Annotated in this window: 18 protein-coding genes and 5 pseudogenes; 13 read left to right on the plus strand and 10 right to left on the minus strand. The window is 43.7% G+C overall.

What is annotated here, in order from left to right; translation table 11 throughout:
- On the plus strand, positions 1-2,604 hold a 2,604-nt coding region (locus ACU01J_RS05205; protein ID WP_481084707.1), incomplete at its 5' end, for a Tn3 family transposase.
- 129 nt (positions 2,605-2,733) lie between these two features.
- Here ACU01J_RS05205 and ACU01J_RS05210 read toward each other — a convergent pair.
- From ACU01J_RS05210 to ACU01J_RS05220, 3 genes are all read right to left on the minus strand, one after another.
- A complete protein-coding gene (locus ACU01J_RS05210; protein ID WP_481084708.1) occupies positions 2,734-3,447 on the minus strand; it encodes a LytR/AlgR family response regulator transcription factor in 714 nt (237 codons plus the stop codon).
- Complete coding sequence (locus ACU01J_RS05215) at positions 3,444-5,084, minus strand: LytS/YhcK type 5TM receptor domain-containing protein (protein WP_481084709.1); 1,641 nt, start codon at positions 5,082-5,084, stop codon at positions 3,444-3,446. Before ACU01J_RS05215 ends, ACU01J_RS05210 begins: the two co-directional genes overlap by 4 nt.
- A 309-nt stretch (positions 5,085-5,393) precedes the next feature.
- Entirely contained in the window at positions 5,394-5,567 is a 174-nt protein-coding gene (locus ACU01J_RS05220) for a hypothetical protein (protein WP_481084710.1), read from the minus strand.
- 140 nt (positions 5,568-5,707) lie between these two features.
- Between ACU01J_RS05220 and ACU01J_RS05225 the strand changes: the two are divergent.
- The 4 genes and pseudogenes from ACU01J_RS05225 to ACU01J_RS05240 all read left to right on the plus strand — a co-directional run.
- Positions 5,708-5,929, plus strand: a pseudogene (locus ACU01J_RS05225) (glutamate synthase-related protein); the annotation flags it as partial.
- A gap of 163 nt (positions 5,930-6,092) precedes the next feature.
- Positions 6,093-6,284 carry a hypothetical protein gene (locus ACU01J_RS05230; RefSeq protein WP_269977973.1) on the plus strand — a complete coding sequence of 64 codons (192 nt, stop codon included), beginning with the start codon at positions 6,093-6,095 and terminating at the stop codon, positions 6,282-6,284.
- Between the two features lie 151 nt (positions 6,285-6,435).
- A pseudogene (locus tag ACU01J_RS05235) lies at positions 6,436-6,732 on the plus strand (peptidase M23); the annotation flags it as partial.
- Between the two features lie 186 nt (positions 6,733-6,918).
- Complete coding sequence (locus ACU01J_RS05240) at positions 6,919-8,472, plus strand: ATP-binding response regulator (protein ID WP_481084711.1); 1,554 nt, start codon at positions 6,919-6,921, stop codon at positions 8,470-8,472.
- Positions 8,473-8,519: 47 nt separating this feature from the next.
- Here the strand turns inward: ACU01J_RS05240 and ACU01J_RS05245 are convergent.
- Positions 8,520-8,723, minus strand: a pseudogene (locus tag ACU01J_RS05245) (HD domain-containing protein); the annotation flags it as partial.
- On the opposite strand from ACU01J_RS05245, the pseudogene ACU01J_RS05250 reads away from it, so the two are divergent.
- Positions 8,722-8,832: pseudogene (locus tag ACU01J_RS05250) on the plus strand (DUF6500 family protein); the annotation flags it as partial. The pseudogenes ACU01J_RS05245 and ACU01J_RS05250 sit on opposite strands and share 2 nt — an antisense overlap.
- 88 nt (positions 8,833-8,920) lie before the next feature.
- On the plus strand, positions 8,921-9,655 hold the full coding sequence (locus tag ACU01J_RS05255) for a TrmH family RNA methyltransferase (protein ID WP_481084712.1): 735 nt from the start codon (positions 8,921-8,923) through the stop codon (positions 9,653-9,655).
- A gap of 202 nt (positions 9,656-9,857) precedes the next feature.
- Here the strand turns inward: ACU01J_RS05255 and ACU01J_RS05260 are convergent, their stop codons facing one another.
- The 4 genes and pseudogenes from ACU01J_RS05260 to ACU01J_RS05275 form a co-directional block, all read right to left on the minus strand.
- A complete protein-coding gene (locus ACU01J_RS05260) occupies positions 9,858-10,676 on the minus strand; it encodes an FTR1 family iron permease (RefSeq protein ID WP_481084713.1) in 819 nt (272 codons plus the stop codon).
- Positions 10,677-11,157: 481 nt separating this feature from the next.
- Positions 11,158-11,313: a hypothetical protein gene (locus ACU01J_RS05265; protein WP_481084714.1), complete on the minus strand. Its 156-nt coding sequence runs from the start codon at positions 11,311-11,313 to the stop codon at positions 11,158-11,160.
- 207 nt (positions 11,314-11,520) lie between these two features.
- Entirely contained in the window at positions 11,521-11,730 is a 210-nt protein-coding gene (locus ACU01J_RS05270) for a cold-shock protein (protein WP_481084715.1), read from the minus strand.
- A 212-nt stretch (positions 11,731-11,942) separates the two neighbouring features.
- Positions 11,943-12,470 (minus strand): annotated as a pseudogene (locus ACU01J_RS05275) (glycoside hydrolase family 36 N-terminal domain-containing protein); the annotation flags it as partial.
- A 966-nt stretch (positions 12,471-13,436) separates the two neighbouring features.
- Here ACU01J_RS05275 and ACU01J_RS05280 point away from each other — a divergent pair.
- Together ACU01J_RS05280 and ACU01J_RS05285 are read left to right on the plus strand one after the other, a co-directional pair.
- Entirely contained in the window at positions 13,437-16,529 is a 3,093-nt protein-coding gene (locus ACU01J_RS05280) for a beta-galactosidase (RefSeq protein WP_481084716.1), read from the plus strand.
- A gap of 190 nt (positions 16,530-16,719) precedes the next feature.
- Positions 16,720-17,751 carry a substrate-binding domain-containing protein gene (locus ACU01J_RS05285; RefSeq protein ID WP_481084919.1) on the plus strand — a complete coding sequence of 344 codons (1,032 nt, stop codon included), beginning with the start codon at positions 16,720-16,722 and terminating at the stop codon, positions 17,749-17,751.
- 118 nt (positions 17,752-17,869) lie between these two features.
- On the opposite strand, the gene ACU01J_RS05290 is transcribed toward ACU01J_RS05285, so the two are convergent.
- Both ACU01J_RS05290 and fdxA read right to left on the minus strand, forming a co-directional pair.
- A complete protein-coding gene (locus ACU01J_RS05290) occupies positions 17,870-18,361 on the minus strand; it encodes a VOC family protein (protein WP_481084717.1) in 492 nt (163 codons plus the stop codon).
- Positions 18,362-18,634: 273 nt separating this feature from the next.
- Complete coding sequence (fdxA, locus tag ACU01J_RS05295) at positions 18,635-18,958, minus strand: ferredoxin FdxA (protein WP_004746605.1); 324 nt, start codon at positions 18,956-18,958, stop codon at positions 18,635-18,637.
- Between the two features lie 221 nt (positions 18,959-19,179).
- Between fdxA and ACU01J_RS05300 the strand changes: the two genes are divergently transcribed.
- From ACU01J_RS05300 to betA, 4 genes are all read left to right on the plus strand, one after another.
- Positions 19,180-20,796, plus strand: coding sequence for an NAD(P)/FAD-dependent oxidoreductase (locus ACU01J_RS05300; RefSeq protein ID WP_481084718.1), 1,617 nt, complete (start codon positions 19,180-19,182; stop codon positions 20,794-20,796).
- Between the two features lie 470 nt (positions 20,797-21,266).
- Positions 21,267-21,863 (plus strand): transcriptional regulator BetI, encoded by a 597-nt coding sequence (gene betI / locus ACU01J_RS05305; RefSeq protein WP_481084719.1) that lies wholly within the window; start codon positions 21,267-21,269, stop codon positions 21,861-21,863.
- 19 nt (positions 21,864-21,882) lie between these two features.
- Entirely contained in the window at positions 21,883-23,343 is a 1,461-nt protein-coding gene (betB, locus tag ACU01J_RS05310) for a betaine-aldehyde dehydrogenase (RefSeq protein WP_481084720.1), read from the plus strand.
- A 23-nt stretch (positions 23,344-23,366) separates the two neighbouring features.
- The gene (gene betA / locus ACU01J_RS05315; protein ID WP_481084721.1) at positions 23,367-25,058 is read left to right on the plus strand and encodes a choline dehydrogenase; all 1,692 of its coding nucleotides are present in this window, start codon (positions 23,367-23,369) and stop codon (positions 25,056-25,058) included.
- The last annotated feature ends 8 nt before the right edge of the window (positions 25,059-25,066 follow it).

Here is a 25,066-nt window from a genome sequence, read left to right on the forward strand (position 1 = left end):
TATCCCAAGTATATTTTTGATGAATGCTTAGCCTTCTTTGGCCAAAAACGCATTGGCTTAGCCGCTTATTCAACATTACAAACCATGATCACGTCCGTCCTAGCCAGTGAGAGGAAGAGGACAGAGTCCATTCTCTCAAGCTCCATGTCAGACACCACTCATATGCAACTTAAAAAAATACTGCATACCAAAGGGCGCTTGAATCAACTTTCTGCGCAGAAAGGCTCAGCGAAAGACTTCACCCCATCGGAACTCATGCGTGAAATTGAAACGCACAATACAATAAGAAGTGTGTATCAGGAGATAAAAGGACTCATCAATGAACTAGGGTTATCGCAAGGAAACTTAACGTACTACGCGTCTATTATTCGACACCAATCTATCTATAAGATCCGCCGTTCTCCTGAATGGCAAGGGATGCTATACATCGTGTGCTACTTGTTTTTTCGTTATCAAGAAACGAATGATAAGTTAGTCACTGCTTTTCAATATGTGACCAGAAAACTAAGGGAATCCGCCTCTGCCGCCGCTAAACAACGGATTGCAGATGAGCTTGAAGTGGTCAGAGACAAGTTGACCCACGCCGGTCACCTCCTTGGACTATTTGTCGATGACTCCGTCAGTGACCAGACTCAATTTGGTGATATTCGGCAAAATGCCTTTGAAAAGCTCTCCAAAGATGAAATCCAGCTCATTAGTCAGCACTTAAATAAGGAAAATTTTGATAAGCGACAATACGAGTGGCAATACATTGACAGCCAATATAGAAAGATCTCAAACTCGATTAGACCCCTTTTTCTAGCGATAGATATTGAATGTGAACCCGGTCAGACATTACTTTCTACGCAATTACAAGTAGCAAAATCAGAGCTTCAAAAAGAAAAGCACCTTTGTACTGCAGACCAAAGGTTACTTCTTAAGCAGGACAAAGACTATATCGTTGATAAGGAAGGCGTTAACTATCGACGTTTTGAACATTACTTGTACCAGAAAGTCTCTCGAATGCTTGATAGCAACCATATATTTGTTAATGAAAGTGCGAAAAACAAACGTCTCGAAGATGATCTTATCCCTATAACTGAATGGAAAAAGAATGAAAATCTTGTTGCCAATACAGGGTTAGATAAGTTGATTGCTCCTATCGAGCAAACCCTTGCGACATTAACAAAATCCGTACGTCACAAAATGTCTCAAGTCAGCCGTAATATCAATGATGGAGCCAATGATTTTGTTATCCATCAACCTCGCACCAACCAGCTCACTTGGAAGTTAGCCAATAAGCGTTGGAAAGACGATCTTGATAACCCGATTTACAACCAACTTCAACATATGGGCATTATCGAAATTATGGATTACGTAAATCAGAGAACCGGTTACTTAGATGCCTTCAAAAGTATCGGAACTAAGAAGCTAGGGAGTAAGGCGAGAGAAGAAGACTTACTCGCTTGTATCTTTGGCAATGGCTCTAATTATGGATTGCATCATATGTCATCGATATCTGATCGAGCCATTGGTGTTCTGAGGGCCGTAAATGATGGGTATATTCGGCCGGAGACGACAAGCGATGCCAATGATGTGATTTCAGATTCGCTGGCAAAACTTCCAATCTTTAAACATTACACAATCAATGAGTCCACCCCCTTTGGTAGTATTGATGGTCAAAAGCATGCCTGCCGTATCAATACATTCAAAGCTCGATTTTCAGCAAAATACTTCCGTAAGGGTAAAGGGGTATCCGCCCTAACGTTGGTGTCAAACCATGTGCCAATCAACACCAAGATAATTTCAGCTAACGAGTATGAAGGACATCATGCTTTTGATTTGCTCTATAACAATAGCAGCGATATTCAGCCTAAAGCGTTAGCAACCGATACTCATGGGGTCAATAATGTCAACTTTGCGATCCTTGACTTATTTGGTTACCAATTCGCTCCACGATACGCCAAGTTTAAATATGTCTTCCATGATTTGTTCGAAATAGAGCATGGAGAGGCCGTATCATTAAAGCTGCGCCGACCGTTTAACACCTCACTAATCAAACGTGAGTGGGAAAATATTCAAAGGATCATTTGCTCGTTAAGTCGTAAGACAACGACACAAAGTACGATCATTACCAAGCTGTCGAATGGTAAACAGAACAGTCGAACATTAGCCGCACTTAGAGAGTATGACCGAATCATTAAGTGCCTTTATGTACTCGATTATGTTGACGATAAAGTCCTGCGACAGTTTGTCCAGCAAGCTTTGAACCGTGGCGAAGCCTACCACCAACTACGTCGAGCTATTGCTTCAATCAATGGAAATCAATTCCGTGGAGGTAATGATTATCAGATAGATCAATGGAATGATTGTGCGAGAATTATTGCTAACTGCATCATTTATTATAACTCGGCCTTGCTATCCAGTCTGATTGATAAGTTTGAGCAAGAAGGTAATCAGGAGGTGGTGAATCTGATAGCGGGTTTATCTCCAGTCGCATGGCGTCATATCCAACTTGCCGGTAATTACACCTTTGGTATTCAGAAAGACAATATTGTTCTAGAGAAACTGCTTGAGAACTTAGAGCCTTGGAGAGAGGAGAGCATGGTCGAACTGGTGGCCTAAGAAGGGTGTTAGAAAATAAGCCATTCCCTACAGCCCTTATAAATAAAGAGCTGTAGGCTCACATTGGACTTTTCGCTGAAATGGGCGCAAAACCCCTGTTAGGAATGAAATGCAAATATAGGGAATGAATTACAGCCCCATATGGTCACGAAATGCTTTGATGCTCGAACGACTGACCGGGATCTGCTTGTCACTTCCTTTCAACTTGAGTCGATAGGTACCACTGTGCCAAGGTGTTATCTCTTCGATTTTATCGAGGTTAATCCAAAATGAGCGGTGGGTTTTGAAAAATCGGGTCGATTGATTTTTTTCCACGAACTCGCTGAGCATGTGCGGTGAAGTAAAGGTACCGTGAATAGTCACTACTTGAGTCACTTTGCCATTTGCCTCAGCAAATATGATGTCGCTTTTCTCTGAGACTCGAATACGACTCCCTTGGTAAAGCGTTAAATGAGTACACGACGACTTATCGGTCTCTGGCTGGCATTTTTGACTTAATTTCTGCAAAGTTTTTTGAAACCGTTCTTCAGTGTACGGTTTTAATAGATAATCAAAAGCCTCTATTTCAAATGCTTCAGCAGCGTGTTCTCGATACGCAGTCGTGAAGATGATTTTAGGCTGAGATTTTGAATTATAAAGGCTTTTTGCTAATAGCATGCCATTGATAGAAGGTATGTTGATGTCTAAAAAGGCGACATCAACTTGGGCACTTTGCAAATATTCGAAGGCTTTAAGTCCATCGTCAAACTCTGCGATAAGTTCGAGATCACTGTATTTGCTAATTAAGTATTTCAATTCTTCTGCAGCAAGAGGCTCGTCTTCGACTAATATTACGGTTTTCATTGAGAGGGTCCTGTCGGAATAGTAAAGGAGAACTCGGTACCTGGCTCTAAGCGTGAAATTGTCAAACCTTCACCATAGAGAAGCTTGAGACGTTGATGTACATTATTCAGCCCAATTCGTTTAGATTCGATAGTGCCATTTTGGATGCATTGTATAACAGACTGAGGAATTCCTATGCCGTCGTCACAGACGGAAATTAGAATATTGTTGAGTCGGTTTTTCACCGATATTCGTACGTTACCCCCGCTACCTTTTGGGATGATACCGTGGCCTATCGCATTTTCTACCAGAGGTTGAATGATAAGTGGAGGGACGGATACGGTGACGTTGTCTATATCAAATTCAACTTCTAGTTTGTCCCCAAAGCGCGCTTTTTCAATGGAGACGTAGTCCCTGACTTGGTTAAGTTCCGCTTCTAAGGGAATCATTTCATCGACATTCTCAAGATTAAAGCGCATAAAGGCTGCTAATTTGCCGACTAGTTCACGTGCTTTATCTGGTTGAATTCGGATTAAAGTTGAGATGGCATTTAAGGTATTGAACAAAAAGTGAGGGTTGATCTTATTTTGTAATGCACCAAATTCTGCCTCATTAGCCATTGTTTTCAGTCTTTCTACTTTGGCCACTTCCAACTGTGTCGATATCAGCTGTGATAGTCCGATAGCCATTTCATGTAGTGCAAGGGTGATTTGATGTGGCTTGTTAAAAAAGATCTTAAGGGTTCCGGTCACCTTGGTATTTTCAGAAAGTGGAATGATCATTAACGAACGAAATGAATGTTCGCGAATATCGTTGCTTTTAATGATTCGGTTATCTTGAATCGCTTGCTGTGTCATCAGACTTATTTGGTTGTGAAGATTGCAAAACTGCTCTTCTCCTTGGCCTACGTATACTTGAACGTCTTTTGTATCGGTTATTGCAACAGCATCCGCTTGTGTTTCAGAACGTATAATATTACAGACTTGAGTCAGTGCATCGGGCGAATTTTGACGAATGTAGGGCAAGGTTTGGTTGGCGACTTTAAGAGCTTGCTTAGCTTGGTATGCAGCGACCTTATCTTTTTCGCTCTCCATATCTTGGAGCCATTTGATTATCAGCACTAAGCAAAGTGAGCCTAGGATCATCGGTAAAGCGATAGTCCGTACGATAGAGAACGCTAGCGCCTTGTCTTGGTTTGTCAATATGATGAGTATCATGGTCAGCACTTCACATGAAGCCGCGACGATGAGGCCATATTTCGCATAATTTGCGTAATTTGCTCTGATATGAACCCATGAAGCAGCTACTCCAGCTAGTACGCTTGTAATAAGGCAAGGGATAGAGGAAGGGCCATTTAAATCGATCAGGTAGCGGTGGATGCCTGAGATTAATCCTACAGGTAAACCAACCCAAGGGCCAAATAGAATGCCACCAGAAACAATAGAGATAATGCGTACATTAACTAATGATCCTTCAACGTTTACCCCAGTGTAGGTACTGAAAATGGCAAAAAGAGTAAAGAACACGGTCAGAACGGTCAGCTCCACACCGCTTCTGCTTTGTTTTGCAATAATGGTCTGAAATACTCGCATATGGGTGAAAAAATGCAGAGCCATTAGCAGCAGAGATGCACGCTCCGCCACGGCTAAGAGCATCATCAATTGGTCGTTATACATAAAAAACAGTGTAAGAAAGCAAAGCGAGAATCGTATCTCTGTTCCTTATAGAGATCATTAGGTAATTGCTAGAACTAAAATATCGAATTTTGCTATTCACTGCTTGATGCTGTGGTTAAGAATGAAGCGGTTTTAAGCCATGAAATGGAGACAGCACAGCCTCCATACAACTATCCTACGAATGGTGAGATTTTTTATGAAGGTAAAGACCAAAACAAAAAGGCAGGGAGAACTCTGCCTTTTTCAATTAATCCATTACGATCCCTTTCAGCTTGGAATCTTGTCAAAAGGTTACTTACTTAAAGTGTCGACAAGATTTGGCTCATCATCAGGGTGATGAGTTTGGTGTTCTTCCAACCAATTCGGGTTGTTATGTATCGCTTCTATTAGCTCTTGATCTAAGTGGGTGAAGTAAAGGTCTTCTTCAGCTTTGCCCCTTAGTCTGAGTTTTTCCGTAAAGTCCATGGCTTGCCTCCTTGGATCTCGAGATCCTACTTAAAGTATAGTTAGCCGTGACCCATTCAGATTCGAAGCCCTACAATGATTACTCAAAGTGAGAGGTTGGTGGGGTATTAATTTGCATTTTTTAGCGTGAGCAACTGCTAATTGCAGAGGTGCGAGGCATTGAAGCTGGAACATTGACCATCTATGCGCCGACATTTAAAGACTTACATACCGTTGACGATTTTAAGACTTTCGCCAATCGGGTACGAGAAGTCACTGGCGGCATTCCGATTTGTTTCAAGCTCAGTGCCAATCATATCGAAGAAGATATCCAGTTTGCTCTGGATGCCAGTGCCGATTACATCATTCTTGATGGCCTTGGGCGCTGATGATGTGGCGCTTTATTGCTGAATTGGCTATCGGTAAGCTATTGAGCGTCAAAGGATATCGTAAAAACTCTGCATATCTTGGTATGGTGTTACTAATAAAAGTGTAAATTACCTACTAGAATTAACGGGTGCTTGATGCTTTTTGTTGGAGGTAAGCATGAATTTTTTTGTCCAATTTGATGAAGAAGGTATGTACCAAAATAATCCGTGGGATATACCGGTTCCTTACACAAAAGGTGAGGTACGTGCGCTGAATCCTCTGTTAGCCATGGATCTTATCGAAAGAAACCAAGCTCATCTCCACCATAACAATCAAGATCTTCAAGCTGAACAAGGCAGTATGAAGTAGCTGCTTTTACCGATGTCGTAATTGGAAATACCTGTTGTCATAATGGCAACAGGTCAAATCTAGGTCGTTGACATATTATCTTCGCAAACGACAACAGTGTGCGAGGACAACATGTCACGATTTCTTTTATGCAGCTTTGCCTTTGTGCTGCTCTGCCTACAAGATAGGCCTGTCATCAAAGCAGATTACTGAAATTACTCGGGTGTTGAAAGATAAGGTTAATTTCTCTCGTACGCTTCGTGCAGGTGACCAGTTCGATGTGATGGTCAATAAGCAATATTTTGGTGACCATCCGACGGGGAACAGTGAAATTCAAGCGATCTCATTTAAGCTGGTGAAAGGTGATGTCTCTGCATTTTTAGCCAATGATGGACGCTTCTATGATCGAGATGGTAACAGCCTAGAGCGAGCCTTTAACCGTTATCCGATAGACGCACAATATCGCCAAAAGATAAGCCGGCATTCGTGGCTCGTATTGCTGAGTTTGAAGCTAAGGTGAGTCCAGAAAAGTCTCAAGGGTAAGTGTGCGTTAGCAAAGCAGTATTTCAACGTACTACCCCTTTAGCGTTACATTGTCTTGGGTATTTATTGACTACACTGTAACTATTGCCATAACAGTGAGGGTCGTCTAGGTATGCAAAAATGTCTACTTAATACTGCAAACACACCAGAACGTTTGAAGCTCGTTTTAGATAGCACAAGATTAGGAATGTGGGATTGGTCTCCAGTTACTAATGAAGTTGTGTTTGATGGTAATTGGGCAAGTATGTTGGGGTTAAGGTTAGATGAACTTAGCATGACGTTAGATGACTGGTCTACCAGAGTACACCCTGATGACATGGATAGCTGCTTAGCCGATATTCAAGACCACCTAGAAGGTAAAACCGATTTCTACGAGAACATGCACAGAATGAAGCATGCTGATGGTAGTTGGGTGTACATCCTAGATAGGGGGCGAGTGGTTGAACGTGATAGCGAAGGTAATGCGCTACGTTTTACAGGGACTCACGCGGATATGACGGCGTTAAAAAGTGCAGAGTTTGACGCTTTGCTCGCGACCAAAGCAAAAGAGCGTTTTTTCGCGAGTATGTCTCATGAACTCAGGGCCCCACTCCATGCAATGCTAGGGCTTCTAGAACTGGTCCAAAATGATCATACCGCAAGTGATGTTCCTGAGAAATTGAAGATCATGAACGAGTCGGGTCTACATCTCCTCAATGTGGTGAATAACCTATTAGATGCGAGCCGCCTTCAACATACGGAACTTAATATTAAAAAAGTGGAGTTTGATATTGTTGCGCTGCTCTACAATGTTCGTGATCTGTTTTCTTATCGAGGACAAGAGAGAGGCATCTCGTTAGAAGTCACGAACAACCTAGATTGTGAAGCCTGTTATTTGCTGTCAGATCGTTCGCGCTTTTTTCAAGTGTTGATCAACCTGATTTCAAACGCGATTAAGTTTACTGATCAGGGGTCAGTTACTCTCTCTTTGAACAGAGTTGGAGAATCCCAATCTATCCAGCTTGATGTAACGGACACTGGGGTGGGCATCGAAGATACCTCAAAAATCTTTCAACCGTTCTTTTCTAAAGAAGTAGAAGTGAGTGGTGAGTATGATGGTGCAGGCTCAACGGGGCTCGGGCTTAATATTTCCAAGGAAATCCTAGTTTCATTAGGTTGTGAGCTGAAGGTTCAGTCTGTCGTCGGGAAGGGTTCTACATTTTCAATCGCTATTCCACATTCGTTAGAAGTGAATCGAAGTGCTTTACAACCTAATACTTCAACGAAAGAATCGATTGATTCCGGCAGTTGCATGACTAATTGGTCTGGAAAAGTGGTGTTGGCCGTTGATGACACTCCGATTAATTTGGTGTTGGTGCAAGCGATTTTAGCGCCAACACCTCTTGAGGTCATTAACGCGAGAAATGGCAAACATGCGTTGGAAATTTTGAAGGAAAAACGGGTCGATTTAGTGATTACTGATCTCCATATGCCTGAGTTAGGAGGGCTAGAGCTCTCTCAACAGATACGTTTACACCCCAATATGAAAGATGTCCCAATCATCATATCGTCCGCCGACACAAAACAAGAAACTTGGCCCAAATGTGAAGATGCCAAAGCGACGGATTTTCTTGAAAAGCCATTTTCTGGTCGCCAGCTTTTGAGTATGTTGCAGAACTACTTGTGAGAGGGCTTTGTTAAAAGGACTCTCCTGATAACCGAATGTTGCTTCTATCACCTTATTTCTTGCTTCAGCTGTTGAAGAAATCCTTCCATATAGGCCGTTCTTTTGCGCGCTTCTTGCTTTGCAGATTCGGTATTCATCATCGCTTCGAGTTTAAACAGCTTGTTGTAGAAGTGATCGACGGTGTAGTTCTTATCATCCAATTCTCGGTCAGTACAAAACGGGTCATCCACCCGGTAAAGGTTGGCACCAAATCCAGTGTTGTTGATGGAAGCTACGACATGGTGGATTCAGACTCATGAGCTTGATCATTTCGAGAAAACGACAAAAATCATTGAACTGGTGCAATCAGAATCTGAGTAATCTTGACTAGCCTCTTTAGCTCACCAAGGCTTTACTCTATAATTGCCGCGCTTTTATTTGGGCTAAGCCCTCTTACCTTGGACAGATTATGATTTCAAAAAACCAACTTAAATTACTTCGAGCTCTTGGCCAAAAGAAACAGCGTAAAGCACACGGTCTGTTTTTGGTGCAAGGAGAAAAGAACGTACTTGAGTTGGCAAATAGCGCTCTGTCGGTTAAGCAGATCTTTGCGACTCAAGAGTTTCTGGCTGAGAATCGCAGCGAGCTGAGCGGTTTTGAATGCATCGAAGCCTCGCTTGATGACCTAACCAAAGCGAGCACGCTCGTTAGTAATAATGCTGCAATTGCAGTGGTTGAAATTCCAAGTGTAGAAACACCCAAAGCGCAAGGCTTGATGATAGCTCTTGATGGCGTGTCTGACCCGGGCAACCTAGGTACGATTATTCGTGTTGCTGATTGGTATGGCATCAAGCACATTGTGGCGAGCAGCGATTGTGCAGACCCATATAATCCGAAAACGATTAGTGCGACGATGGGCAGTTTTGGCCGTGTGACGGTAAGCCAGCTTGACCTGCCAAACTACCTAGAGCAATCAAATTTACCTGTTTACGGAGCGTTTCTCGAAGGTGAAAACGTACACAAAACGGAATTTGCTGCTGAAGGTATTTTACTGATGGGTAGTGAGTCTCACGGCATTCGCGAACACGCTGCTAAGTTTGTGACAGATAAGATTACCATTCCAGCCTTCGGTGGCGCAGAGTCACTCAACGTAGCAATGGCGACTGGTATCATCTTAGATAACTTGCGCCGCCAACATAGCTAACTGTTGATACAGAACATAAAAAAAGCGCAGTGATGGATAATCACTGCGCTTTTTTCGTTTTGAGCAGACGGTATTACTTAAAAAGACTTTAGTAGTAAGTTCTATAGCTATTGCTATGCCCACATTAGCGTTTACAGGTAAAAGTCCAGATTATGGTTAGTCTTAAGCGCAGCTTAGAATGTAACGAATTAGGTAGTGAAGTTTACTTCTTCTTATATTTAATTGTTTGATTTTTGGTTAATGCAAAAAGAATAACTAATGTAACAATATAAGCGATCAGCTGAGCTAAACTCGGTTTTTCTGTATATCCAAACATTACGTGAATCAATAAGCCAAACCAATTTGAATGATGATCAAGTAAGGCGGTGCTATTCCATAATGGGTTGATAATTGGATTAATTAACCCTGCTGAAGTAAATTTACTTACAGCATTCATTGCCATACCCGCAGCTAAAAATGACATTAATATTGCAAAGAAGTTGAATACTTTACCAAGATTGATTTTGATGAAACCAAAGTACATTGCAACACCTGCAGCAATCGCGCCAACAGCTCCGATTCCACTACCACTTAAGATTGCAAGTCCGGTTGTTTCACTGTCACTTGTTAAACCTAGAAGAAATAATACAACTTCAATACCTTCACGGAAAACACAAAAGAAAGCGACCAAACTTAGTGAAAATAAAGGTTTATTGTTTTCTTTGATATTATTTACAGAAGCTTTGATATCTTGAGAAGCTTTCATTCCGTTTGATTTCATCCAAATAACGGTATAACCAATTAAAATACTAGATAACGTTAGGATGATTCCTCCTGTGATTTTGCCTTCAATTAGTGTCGTAATAGTTGCGTTGTTTAACGCTAAAATGGCTAGTAATACAGCGAGAATGACTCCTGTTCCTGTTCCTCCTAAAATCCATCTTGATCTGTTGGGTATATCTCTTGTTGCGGCTAAAAGCAAAGAAACAATAATGGCCATTTCTAAGCCTTCTCTAAATACAATCGTTATGCTAGCAAACATCAAAAACATCCTATCTCATTGAAGTCAAACTATGTTAATACAAGTCATTATCAATTTCATTTGCATTTGTGGGAAGTTATATTGATAAAATCGAGAATAAGTGGAAAGGTAAGAGAAAGACCACAAGGGACAGTTCTTGTCGTCTTAGTGGTAGCTTTCTTTTGAATTTTTGCTTGGACTGTCCTTGTAAACCGGTCTAGAACAGACAAAAAGTGCAGTAATGACCAATCTCTGCGTTTTTTCGTCATTCAATAGACTGACGAAGGGAGTAGGGAATCTCTCTAAGTTTCTCAGCCCACCTTTAAAACGCAGGATTTTGTTCTTTGCGCTGTGTTGTGCCCTGAAATTTGTCAGGGTTATTAAAATGAGGTCGATTAATCAGCCCCTCACAAGCTATATATTCAATTTGATAGAAATTTCTTTCTAGTGCTTGATTCGCACTTTTTCAACTTGAACCAGATCTTTTTTCTTCCATTGTTTCTCAAAATAACTCCTCCAAAACGACGCCAGCTTGACCATTGACGACTCTTTGAAGAAGACTATTTACTTTTACTCTTTCAGTAGTTGATGTTTGTTTATTTTGAATAGTCTTACTTCTATTAAATCTATTCTCGTTATTAACTGTTTGATTAGACATATTATGCCCCTTATAAAAATTAAAATTAAGGTGCACTGAACATAGGTATTATTTTTAGGATAGAGAATTAAGTGAGGTTACAGAGAGAAACTTGCTAGGGATGACGCTGAAAAACTTTCTTTATATTTTATCTTTAAACAACTCTTTGCCAGAGCAACTTCCTTACCATACTAATAATGATAAGGAAGTTAAAATTCAACTGTAAGACTATAGTGCCGTTACATTTTCAGCTTGAAGACCTTTTGGTCCTTTACCTATAGTAAAAGAAACCTTTTCGCCCTCAACAAGCTTCTTAAATCCATCACCTAAGATGCTTCGGAAATGAACAAATAAATCATCGCCATTTTCTTGAGAAATGAAACCGAAACCTTTAGTTTCGTTAAACCACTTTACTGTGCCAATTGTTTGATTAGACATATTATGCCCCTTATGAAATTAAAATTAAGGTGCACTGAACATAGGTATTATTTTGGAGATAGAGAATTAAGGGAGATACAGAGAGAAACTTGCTAAGGATGACGCTGGAAAACTTACTTTATATTTTATCTTTAAACAACTCTTTGTCAGAGCAAGAGCAACTATACAGGTTTAAAGAATTAAAGATAGGTTTATTTTTGATCTATTTTCATTAGAAATGGCTGGCGCACGGTTTGGAACTCATGAACCCAACGGCCGTAATAAGTCATCAATTCATTCGCACGAGCGGGCAAAGGCAACGTATTGGCAAGACGGTTCACATGATAAACGCCTGCTTTTTTGTTGGTGAGCGTATGACGCGTTTTCACCACATCGTTGCTATCAAGCTTAAGTTCGGTTTGTAAACGAAGACCTGCGATCGCATCTTCGCTCTCAATCACAATACTGTCGTGCTGTTGTTCAATATGGGAGATGACAAACACTGGCGCCCAATCTTGACCATCGCGATGCCCTTCCACACCAGGGCTGCTAAAAACGCCACGACCAAGCTCTGGGTGTAGAGTCATGGATACGTCGCTGTCCAAACGACCGTATGGCACGGGACGATGTAAAGCCATGCGGAAACCACTAAGGTCACCACTTACTTGTTGTCCCCAATGCAGAATCTCTGCATATTCGCCTAACTCTACAATCAATTGAGTTTGCTGACCGGTTAGCTCAATCAGTGTTTTGTCCGTCATCTTGTCTTACCTTGAAACTGGAAATTACGCTGCATCATAATGAAAAAAACAAAAGAATCTGTGAGCCACACCAAAATCATGGAAACGTTTACAATGAATTTCTAAAACTTGTGCCGTCGCCCGCTACGCCTAATTTCTTCTTATATTATGTTGCAATCAGCTCCAAAAACTCAGATTTTTTGCTTACTTAGCTCATTAAAGCACGGTACGTAAATTCGAATACTAAGCTGATTTATAAAGAATTTCTCACGATTGACTTCACTGCCTTGCAACAAAATCCTAAATAAGGCTACAGACCGCTCAGTTGAACTCCTCACCTCTTGAAGTGGCTAACTGACAATCGTATTCTTGAGGCTTCGAGATTCTTTATGAAGTGTCTTCTTGGGTCCTAACTCAAAATCCCAGTTTGACGATACAGCAAATGCTCGTGTGCAGCGCGCCCACGAACCACTTTCTGTATATGCTTCCTTGTCTCACATGCCCAGTTGATTTCAATTGGGCTCTCTTTTCTAAGAGCGTCCTTTTAATAAAAAATGATTTAATTCAATAGTTTGAATGACATTGGCTTCCGCCTTTAAACTTAAGCATCACCCAGTTCAAGTAAACGATTCCAACCTGTGTGGTTAGACATTAATCAAAAATTGCGCTTAAAATCTCAATTTAAGAGATCACAATCACACAAAATGGTAATAGCCGACCCTGTTACGACAAAAATGCCAACCTCATCATGAAAACGTTTCCAGAGTTTGTTTACACTGCGCAGCGAGTTAGGACTCAAACTATAAAAAAATAGTAAAGATATTTCGTGAAACCCATGGTGGAGTAATGATCTTTTAAGGAGCTCAACGAGTAGAGGAGACCCCATCATTGGTCACTAACACTTAAGCAGCAAAGCGCCTTTCCAGTCAGTTAACAACTCAACACTAGGGTGAAAAAATTAGAAACAAAAAGTTAAGTAGGAAAACCATGAAGGCATTTTCAGAAATTCTCCAAAGACGCGACTGGGAAAACCCGCAATCAGTGAACATTCACTGTCTTAAGGTTCACAGCCCTCTTTCCAGTTTCCGCGATATTGACCATGCCCGCGACGGTATTCAAGCCCAGCGTCAATCGCTGAACGGACAATGGAAATTCAAACTGTTTGATGCGCCAGAGCAAGTTGACGGCGAGTTCATCGAGTCACAATTCAATGACAAAGACTGGGATGAGATTACTGTCCCTTCAAACTGGCAAATGCAAGGTTACGACAAGCCTATCTACGCCAACGTAAAATACCCATTTGAGGTAAACCCGCCGTTTGTACCAAGTGATAACCCAACGGGTTGCTACCGCACTACTGTGTCACTTTCACTAGAAGATTTAGTCAACACTCAGCGCATTATCTTTGATGGCGTGAACTCGGCTTTCCACCTTTGGTGCAACGGCACTTGGGTTGGCTACAGCCAAGATAGCCGCCTGCCTTCTGAATTCGACCTAACACCTTACCTTGTTGCGGGTGACAATAGCCTAGCTGTCATGGTGATTCGTTGGAGTGATGGCAGTTACCTAGAAGACCAAGATATGTGGTGGTTAAGCGGTATATTCCGCGACGTAACTTTGCTATCTAAACCACAACACTGCATTGAAGATGTGTTCATCACACCGGATTTAGACGCGTGTTACCGTGATGGTTCACTGTCGGTTGTGACTTCGATTTCTGCGCCTGACACCTACCAAGTTCAAGTGCAGCTGTTTGATGGCAAACAAGCCGTGACAGAGCCACGAATCGACCGTCCTCACAATCGTCGCATCGACGAACGTGGCACATGGGATGACGTGGTATTCCAAACATTGCACGTACGCGAGCCAAAGAAATGGACGGCGGAAACACCGAACCTTTACCGCTTAGTCGTTTCACTATTGGATGAAAACGGCACGCATTTAGAAAGCGAAGCTTATCCTGTGGGCTTTCGTAAAGTCGAAATCACCGATGGCCAATTGAAGCTAAACGGTAAGCCTTTGCTGATCCGCGGCGTGAACCGTCACGAACATCATCCAGAGCTAGGTCATGTGATGACAGAAGAAGACATGATCCGTGACATCTGCTTGATGAAGCAATACAACTTCAACGCGGTACGTACAGCGCACTACCCGAACCACCCTCGTTGGTATGAACTGTGTGACCAATACGGCTTGTACGTGTGCGATGAGGCGAACATCGAAACGCATGGTATGCAACCAATGAACCGCCTATCGAGCGATCCACAATGGGCGCACGCTTACATGAGCCGCTATACCCAAATGGTGATGCGTGATAAGAACCACCCTTCGATCATCATCTGGTCTTTAGGTAACGAGTCTGGTCACGGCAGCAACCACAATGCGATGTACGCTTGGTCTAAAAACTACGACCCTTCTCGCCCAGTGCAGTACGAAGGCGGCGGTTCAAACACCACAGCAACCGACATCATTGCACCAATGTATGCGCGTGTGAATACGGTCATCGAAGACGAAGCTGTGCCTAAATGGGCAATCAAGAAATGGGTGTCGTTACCAAACGAAACTCGTCCTTTGATTTTGTGTGAATACGCGCACGCAATGGGTAACAGTCTGGGAAGCTTTAATGACTACTGGGATGCGTTCCGCGATTACCCTCGCCTACAAGGTGGCTTTATTTGGGATTGGGTCGATCAAGGCTTGAGCCAATGGGATGAAAACGGCCAGCACTTCTGGGCTTACGGCGGCGACTTTGGTGATGAAATCAATGACCGTCAGTTCTGCATCAACGGTTTGATCTTCCCAGATCGCACGATTCACCCAACGTTGGAAGAAGCAAAGTACTGCCAACGTATGATCACCGTGTCACTGCAAGAACAAACCAAAGACGCATGTACACTGTTAGTGACTAACGAGAACTTGTTCCGCACGACCGATAATGAGCAATTGAACTGGTCTCTGTTGGAAGATGGCAAAGTAATCCAAACGGGTTCGTTCGGACTCAACGTGGAAGCCGACAGCCAAGCAAGTATTGAGATTGCACTTAACTTCACGCCAAAAGCGGAAGCGCAATATCACTTAAATACCGACATTACTCTGATCGCTGCTACGCCTTGGGCAGAAGCTGAGTACGTCGTCGCTTCTGAGCAAATGTCACTACGCAATACAGCAGGCCTTGTTCTGCCAACATTGGAAACGAAACCAGCGCCAATGCTAACGCAGCAAGATAACACCATTTTGGTGTCTAGCGCGGATGAAAAACATCAATGGCGTTGGGATAGCCAGACTGGTTTGATGACCGATTGGCGTGTCGATGGCGAAGCACAAATGCTAGCGGCACCGCAAGATAACTTCTTCCGTGCACCACTGGATAACGACATTGGTGTGAGCGAAATCGACAACGTCGATCCAAACGCTTGGATGTGTCGTTGGGACATGGCGGGTATCGGCCAGTGGGAGCGCCAATGTGTCGCGTACCACAGTGAAACCCTAGCGCACGCAGTGAAAGTGACTTCGACGTTCGCTTACCACTTTAATGGTGAAGTACAAGCGATCACGACTTGGACGCACACGCTGAGCAATAACGGTGAGATGGCATTGGCTGTCGACGTGAAGCTGGCTGATGATTTACCACCAATGCCACGCATCGGTTTGGAGTTCGAACTGCCATTGAATGAGCAAAACGCGCCGATCACGTGGCAAGGCTTAGGTCCATTTGAAAACTACCCTGACCGTTTGGCAGCGGCGCGCTTCGGCCAGCACACACAAACGCTTGAGCAAATGCACACGCCATACATTTTCCCAACCGACAGCGGTCTGCGCTGTGGTACGCAATGGTTGAAGGTGAATGAGTTAGAAATCTCGGGTGACTTCCAGTTCAGTGTGAGTCAGTACGCTCAGAAGCACTTAGCAGCAGCAAAACACACCAATGATTTGGTTGTAGAAGAGAAGATTTACGTGCGCCTAGACCATAAACACATGGGTGTGGGCGGTGATGACTCTTGGAGCCCAAGTGTGCACAAGGAATTCCAACTAACAGACAATCAATACGCTTACAAAGTGACGTTTAAACCCGCTCAGTAATCGATTGAGACCCTAAACACAAAACACGTCAGTGTGGCTTAATCCCCAAGTTTCGGCTTGGGGATTTTTTATTCAAACTAGGTTCTATTTGCTTTAAAACCTTGATACACCGCCACTATTCTCAATTGGGTGTTTGAGTTCATCCTCGGTGCATTGTTAAATGAAGCAAATTTCAGATCCTGAGTTCCCTATGGCTACCATCAAAGACGTCGCAAAAGAAGCTGGCGTATCCATTGCAACCGCATCCCGCGTCATCAATAATGCCCCCCATACTAGTGAAGCAGCAACTATCGCAGTAAAATCTGCCATGAAAAAGCTAGGCTATCGACCAAATGCCACTGCACGTGCGCTCGTCAGCAAGTCATCAAATGCAATTGGTGTATTGGTGAATGACGTCTCTGCTCCCTTTTTCGGAACTATGGTTAAAGCCATAGATAGAATTGCAAGCGAACAAGAAAAGCAACTCCTTATTGGTAGTGGTTATCACGATGCGACCAAAGAGCGAAACGCTATCAACTTATTGATCAATAGCCGCTGTGAATCTCTCATCGTACATAGCAAAGGCTTAGCTGATATTGAGCTGACCCAACTGGCCAACGAAATTCCAGGAATGGTATTGATTAATCGAGTCGTACCCAGTATCGCCTCTCGTTGTATTGCTCTCGACAACCGCAAAGGATCTTACATCGCTACTGAGCATTTAATTAGAAATGGCCATAAACACATAGGATATATCTGCTCTAGCCATGAGATCGAAGATGCCTATGATCGCCGTGAAGGTTACTTAGACGCATTACGGGATAATGGTCTTGAGGTTCATGAAGAGTATATAGAATATGGGGAGCCTGATGAAGTTGGTGGTGAGTTGGCAATGATAAACCTTATGGCGAAAAATGTCCCAATCACCGCTGTCGCTACTTATAATGACTATATGGCTGCAGGTTGTATGACATTACTGCAGGAAAATTGTGTTCGTATACCCGAAGATATGTCTGTGATTGGTTTTGATGATGGACATGTAGCTCAATATATTTATCCTCGCCTCACGACGATTCGTTATCCTATACAGGTGATGGCATATGAAGCCGTAAAGCTATCAATGAAGCTAATTAATTCTGACAAAGCTGATAATGCTGATAAAGCTGAGAGGTCGGATCAAAGATTATTTATTCCGGTTCTAGTTAGACGCTCATCAGTAAGTTATCCCAACAACACCAAATAATTGACTAAGAACTACATCTATACCTGAATGTGTTAGTGTTCCGAGAGCGTTTATGTAAATACCCACAAGACCTTGTATCTAGTGGGTATCAGAATTACGTATTTTAAAAGTAACAGAGTTACTCGTAATCAGAAGCGTAAGTATCTTCGTAAGAGTGTGAATAAAACTCGAATAAGTTGCCAAATGGGTCCTCTAGGTAAACCATTTGCGCTTGCTTTAGGTCATCTTCTGGGTGATAACGGTGGATATCCATGCGCACTTTACCGCCGAATTCTTCTACACGTTTAATTGCTGATTCAAACTGCTCTTTTGGTAGTTGCAGACAGAAATGGAAGATACCTAATCGAGAAAAGTCAACGTTATGGCGCTCTTCACGGTCAACCATTTCGAACAGCTCGACACCAATGCCATCAGTGGTTACTAGGTGAGCGATGTTAAAGCCCTTGAAACCCTCACCAAATACTGCGATACACATACGACCGATTGCAGATTTACGTTCTTCGATGACCTTGGTGTTGTTCATTACAATACGAAGGCCGAGCGCTTTAGTGTAGAACTCTACCGCTTTGTCCATATCGCCAACCATGATACCAACGTGATTCATTTTCATAACTTTCTCCAAAAACTGATTTATTTCGTGTTTCGTTTCGATGTGGAGGAGTATAGGAGAAACGTGAAAATTCAAAAAATTATTGAATATTATAATAATGATAATTTTTATTTATCTATGAGGGCTTTCTATTTGCCTCAGTTAAACTGATGCATCTAAGTCTAACCAAAGGTTAGCAGTATATGTTAGGCACTTTCTAATTCGCTCGTTGTTGAAGGGGATGATGCAAAAAGGGCTGACGTATTCGCCAGCCCTTCTAAATTTTTGATTTTGCTACTTCTCTAGCATGCCCAGCTTATCAGGCACACCATTCCATTTTTCTGCTTCATCCATTGCTGGTTTCACTTCGGTTTGTACTGGCCACAGTTCAGCTAGTTCAGCATTTAGTTCAATGAAGAGAGTTTGATCGTCTGGCACTTCATCTTCTTGGAAGATCGCGTGAGCATCACACTCGTCCACACACAGACCACAATCGATACACTCGATTGGGTTGATGACCATAAAGTTTGGACCTTCATGAAACGCATCTGCCGGGCATACAGCGACACAGTCAGTGTATTTACATTGGATACAGTTATCAGTTACGACAAACGCCATGATGAGTGCTCTTAAGTTTAAGGCCAGTGACCTAGTGAATTTGAAGATAGGGGATAATACTCATCCTAAGCCAAAATTCAATATCCTAAATCGGGAATGTTATTTCCTTACTATGAATTAGTATGACAGACAAACCAATTTCTCGTAAAATGCGCGCCATTGTGAGCTGACCGTTCGTCAAACGGTTTTGGCTAAGACACCTATCTATACGAGACATCAACATGATACGTTTAAATGAAATCAAGCTTCCTCTTGATCATGAGGAAGAGGCACTGACTGCTGCCATCACCAAGAAACTTGGCATCTCTGAAGATCAAGTCATCTCTTACAATGTATTTAGACGTGGCTACGATGCTCGTAAAAAAGCCAACATCCTACTTATCTATACTCTGGACGTGATCGTTGAAAATGAAGCTGCACTACTTGAGCAGTTTGTTAGTGACCCGCACGTAAAGGAGACTCCAGATATGGAGTACAAGTTCGTAGCGAAAGCGCCAGAGAACCTAACAGAGCGTCCAGTCGTTATCGGCTTTGGCCCATGTGGTCTATTTGCTGCGCTGATTCTTGCGCAATCAGGCTTTAAACCTATCGTGGTTGAGCGTGGTAAAGAGGTGCGTGAGCGTACGAAAGATACCTTTGGTTTCTGGCGTAAGCGCACACTGAACACAGAATCAAACGTGCAGTTTGGTGAAGGTGGTGCAGGTACGTTCTCTGACGGTAAGCTATACAGCCAAATTAAAGATCCAAACTTCTACGGCCGTAAGGTGACGACTGAATTTGTCGCCGCAGGCGCACCAGAAGAGATCATGTACGTGAGTAAGCCGCACATCGGTACTTTCAAACTGGTTACGATGATCGAGAAAATGCGTGCGAAAATCATCGAACTGGGTGGTGAAATCCGTTTCAGCACTCGTGTTGATGATATCCACATGGATGGCGATCAAATCACTGGTCTAACTCTGTCTAACGGTGAAGAGATCAAATCTCGCTACGTGGTACTGGCGGTAGGCCACAGTGCGCGTGATACGTTCGAAATGCTGCACGATCGCGGCGTATACATGGAAGCAAAACCATTCTCGGTTGGTTTCCGTATCGAACACAAACAGTCGATGATCGACGAAGCGCGCTTTGGTAAAAACGCAGGTCACCCAATTCTTGGCGCAGCTGACTACAAGCTGGTTCACCATTGTAAGAATGGTCGCACTGTGTACAGCTTCTGTATGTGTCCAGGTGGTACTGTGGTTGCGGCAACGTCTGAAGAAGGCCGCGTAGTAACGAACGGTATGAGCCAATACTCTCGTTCAGAGCGTAACGCAAACAGCGCCATCGTAGTGGGTATTGACCCAGAGCGTGATTACCCAGGTGACCCACTAGCAGGTATCCGCTTCCAACGTGAACTTGAGTCAGGTGCTTACGTACTTGGTGGTGAAAACTACGATGCCCCTGCGCAGAAGATTGGTGACTTCCTGAAAGGTCGCGATCCAAGTGAGATTGGTGATGTTCAACCATCATTCACTCCGGGTATCCACCTAACGGACATTTCTAAAGCACTACCGGATTTCGCAATCGAAGCGATTCGTGAAGCGATTCCAGCATTCGACAAGAAGATCAAAGGCTTTGCATCAGATGATGGTCTACTGACAGGCGTAGAGACTCGTACATCGTCTCCGGTATGTATTAAGCGTGGTAAAGACTTCCAGAGCGTTAACCTAAAAGGCTTCTACCCAGCGGGTGAGGGTGCAGGCTACGCAGGCGGTATTTTGTCGGCAGGTATTGACGGCATCAAGGTAGCTGAAGCGCTATCGAAAGCGATGGTTGAAGACGCCGCTAACGCATAACCTCTAACTCGATTTTTTCAAAGGCTCCAATGTTTGGCATTGGGGCCTTTTTTGTTGCCTATCGCCTGAGTGTGTTTTTGTTTCTATCTTCATTTCTTTTGCTTTGCTAGGTACTCCCTTCTCAAGTAATAGATCGATACACATAAAAATACTTCGCCTTCTAAATATTATGTGAGTGATGGATTTGGCTGTTTTTTTTGCTCCAGTAGACCATGCCTTTCAAATTTAATTCCTGAGGGCGCTTGCTCTAACTTGTTGTTTTTGGTTTGTTTTTTTTGTAAATTTTCGTTCAGTTAAAGCATGCTTGGATTTCTATAACCTTAAATATCGAACTGCATTAATTCATTAGTGCTAATGGTTGTTTTTGTGTAATTAGATCAAATTTATAGATAAATAGTTTGAGATCTAAATGGTTTTGCGGCATTTTATATTTAACTGAACGTTCAATAAAAAAAGAAAAGGGATTCAAAATGCCGAAAGTGGGCATGCCAGAAATTAGAAAACCTCAGCTTGTTAGGGCCACCATGGCGGTTATTGATCGTGTTGGGTTGCATGGCGCAAGCATTGCGCTGATCAGCAAAGAGGCGGGGGTTTCGACAGGGATCATCAACCACTATTTTGGTGGTAAACATGGTCTGCTTGAAGAAACGATGCGAGAGATCTTGCGTCAGCACTCTGCCACTATCATGTCAAAGCTTGCTGACTTGCCAAAAGAGGCCCATCAGCAGCGTATTATTGCCATCGTTGATGGTAACTTTGTTGGTTTCCAGGCAGAGAACCAAGTGGCTAAAACATGGTTGGCATTTTGGTCATATTCGATGCATGACGAAAAGCTCAAGCGCTTACAGCATGTCAATGAAAAGCGCCTACTCTCTCACCTTAAAATTGAACTCAAAGCCCTTTTAGGGGCAGAGCAAGCGGAAGTTGTTGCCCATGGTATTGCGGCATTGATTGATGGTATTTGGCTACGTGGAACGCTCAACCCACAAGGCATAGATGCAGATAAAGCGCGCTTTATCATCAACGATTATCTCGACAAACAACTCACTTTCTACTCAAAAAAATAACGAAAAGTCAGACTTTCAAATGGAAATGAAAACACTTTATATCAATGGCAAAGCGCAATCAGCAACGTCTGGTGAAAGCTTTGTGACATACAACCCTGCAACGGGTGAGCCGCTTGCGGAGGTTGCTCAAGCAAGCCCAAACGACCTAGAACTGGCAGTAGAATCAGCGAAACAAGGCTTTGCCGTGTGGTCAGCGATGAGCCCAACAGAGCGCAGCCGTATTTTACTTAAAGCGGTAGCGCTTCTTCGTGAGCGAAACGATGAACTGGCGGCACTTGAAGTTGCGGATACCGGTAAACCGCTACAAGAAGCGATTGAAGTTGATATAGCAACGGGCGCTGATGTTATTGAGTATTTCGCCGGCCTAGCTCCTGCGCTACAAGGTGAACAGCAGCCCTTGAGTGATAGCCAGTTTTTCTACACTCGTCGTGAACCGCTAGGGGTTTGTGCGGGTATTGGCGCATGGAATTACCCAATTCAGATCGCGATGTGGAAATCCGCGCCTGCACTGGCAGCAGGCAACGTCATGATCTTCAAACCTTCAGAAGAAACGCCGCTTACTGCGCTAAAACTTGCCGAGATCTTTACTGAAGCAGGCTTACCTGACGGTGTGTTCAACGTAGTGCAAGGCGATCACCGTGTTGGGCAAATGCTCACAGCCCACCCTGATATTGCTAAGGTTTCGTTTACTGGTGAATCGGGTACCGGCAAGTTGGTGATGGCTGATAGTGCGAAAACTTTAAAGCAAGTGACGATGGAGCTAGGTGGTAAGTCGCCAATGATTGTGTTCGAAGATGCCAAGCTTGATGACGCTGTCTCTGCCGCTATGGTTGCCAACTTCTACACCCAAGGCGAAGTCTGCACCAATGGCACACGTGTGTTTGTCCATGAATCTCTTTACCCGCAGTTTATTGAACAGCTAAAAGCACGTACTGAAAAGCTGATCGTCGGCGATCCAATGGATATGCAAACTCAAATCGGCGCTCTGATCTCTAAAGAGCATTTAGGCAAGGTTTTAGCGGCTATCGAAAGCGCTAAACAGAGCGGTGCGACGCTGCTTACTGGTGGATATCAAGTGACTGACAACGGTCTTGCTACAGGTAACTTTGTTGCTCCAACGGTGTTTGTTGATTGTGATGACAACATGGAACACGTCCAACAAGAGATCTTTGGCCCAGTGATGTCAGTGCTGACCTTTAGTGACGAGCAAGACGTGATTAAACGTGCCAACAATACCGATTACGGCCTAGCGGCGGGTATCTTTACCCAAAATTTAGCGCGCGCACACCGCGTGATACATCAGATGCAAGCTGGGATTTGTTGGGTCAATACCTGGGGAGATTCACCTGCTGAAATGCCGGTTGGTGGTTACAAGCATTCGGGCATCGGCCGCGAAAATGGCCCAGAAACCCTACGCCATTACACCCAGACTAAAAGCGTGCTGATTGAGCTTGGCGACTACGCCAGCCCATACGCCTAATAACGAATCTACGGAGAGATAACATGCAACAACGCTACGATTATATTATCGTCGGCGCGGGTTCGGCCGGCTGTGTACTGGCGGATCGTCTGACAGAAAGTGGTGAGCACCAAGTGTTGCTACTAGAGGCGGGTGGTACAGATAAAAGCATTTTTATCCAAATGCCAACGGCACTTTCCTATCCAATGAATACCGAAAAGTACGCATGGCAATTTGAAACTGTTGCAGAGCAGGGGCTTGATGGCCGTCAGCTTCACTGTCCACGTGGAAAAGTATTAGGTGGTAGCTCGTCCATTAACGGTATGGTTTATGTTCGTGGCCACGCTTGCGATTTTGACCAATGGGAAGAGCATGGCGCTAAGGGGTGGAACTACCAATCTTGTCTGCCTTATTTCCGCCGCGCTGAAAGCTGGAGTGGTGGAGAAGATAATTACCGCGGGGGGAATGGTCCGGTAGGGACGTGTGGTGGCAACGACATGCAGCGCAACCCGCTCTACCAAGCTTTCATTGATGCGGGTAAAGAAGCGGGTTATCCAGAAACCAAAGATTACAACGGTTATCAGCAAGAAGGCTTCGGCCCGATGCATATGACAGTTGATGGTGGTGTTCGAGCTTCGACTTCTAACGCTTACCTGAGACGAGCTCTAAAACGAGATAACCTAACCTTGGTGAAAGGTGTCGTCGCACACAAAGTGCTCATTGAAGGTAAGAACGCTGTCGGTGTCGAGTTTGAAAAGTCAGGTCGAGTGATTAAGGCGTTTGCCAAGAAAGAAGTAGTGTCGAGCGCGGGGTCTGTTGGCTCAGTGCAATTACTTCAACTATCTGGTATTGGTCCAAAGCAGGTGCTTGCCAAAGCGGGTGTTGAACTGGTTCATGATTTGCCGGGCGTTGGCCAAAACCTCCAAGACCATTTAGAGGTCTACTTCCAGTACCACTGTACGCAACCGATCACGCTTAATAGCAAGTTAGGTTTGGTGAGTAAGGGATTGATAGGCACTGAATGGATCTTAACTCGTAGGGGGTTAGGTGCGACCAATCACTTCGAATCTTGCGCCTTTATCCGTTCACGCAAAGGACTTAAGTGGCCAAATATCCAATATCACTTCCTACCTGCAGCAATGCGTTATGACGGCCAAGCTGCGTTTGATGGCCACGGCTTTCAGGTACATGTTGGTCCGAACAAGCCAGAAAGTCGCGGCTCAATAGAGATCACTTCTTCGAATCCAAACGATAAGCCACGCATTGAATTTAACTACATTTCTACTGAACAAGATCGTCAAGATTGGCGTGATTGTATCCGTCTTACTCGTGAAATTCTGATGCAGCCTGCGATGGATCGTTTCCGCGGTGAAGAGATTCAGCCGGGTGTTGATGTGACCAGCGATGAAGCGATTGACCAATGGGTTAAAGAAAACGTGGAAAGTGCCTACCACCCATCATGTAGCTGCAAAATGGGCTCAGATGATGACCCAATGGCGGTGCTTGATGAAGCGTGTCGTGTGCGTGGTATTGCAGGACTTCGCGTGGTGGACTCTTCGATATTCCCAACCATTCCAAACGGAAACCTTAATGCACCAACCATCATGGTGGCTGAACGCGCCGCAGACATGATTCTTGGTAAGCCAAGTTTAGAAACCAACCAACAAGCGGTTTGGATTGCTCCAAACTGGCAACAAAAACAGAGAAATACCGCTCCACTCAGAGAGCTGGATTAATTCCCCAA

It is taken from the genome of Vibrio sp. 2433-A1, assembly GCF_056726085.1.